This is a genomic window from Chitinophaga sp. GbtcB8 (assembly GCF_019091455.1).
Classification (GTDB): domain Bacteria; phylum Bacteroidota; class Bacteroidia; order Chitinophagales; family Chitinophagaceae; genus Chitinophaga.
The window spans coordinates 1-229 of the sequence record NZ_JAGXJN010000542.1; the positions used below are offsets into that span (position 1 = coordinate 1).

At 50.2% G+C, this 229-nt stretch carries 1 pseudogene; it reads right to left on the minus strand.

Annotated elements, in window-relative coordinates:
- Positions 1-229: pseudogene (locus KVT36_RS32510) on the minus strand (transcription termination factor Rho); the annotation flags it as partial.

Consider the following 229-nt stretch of genomic DNA (forward strand, 5'->3'; position numbering starts at 1 on the left):
TCCAGCAGTATCACCACATCGTGTCCGCACTCTACCAAACGTTTGGCTTTTTGCAATGCAATGGCAGATACTTTCACGGGTTTTCCCGCAGGTTCATCAAAGGTAGAAGCAATTACTTCTGCCTTCACCCTGCGTTCCATATCGGTCACTTCCTCAGGGCGTTCGTCTATCAGCACCACCATCAGGTAAACTATCCGGTGGATGGTAGCAATAGCGTGGGCCACTTCGT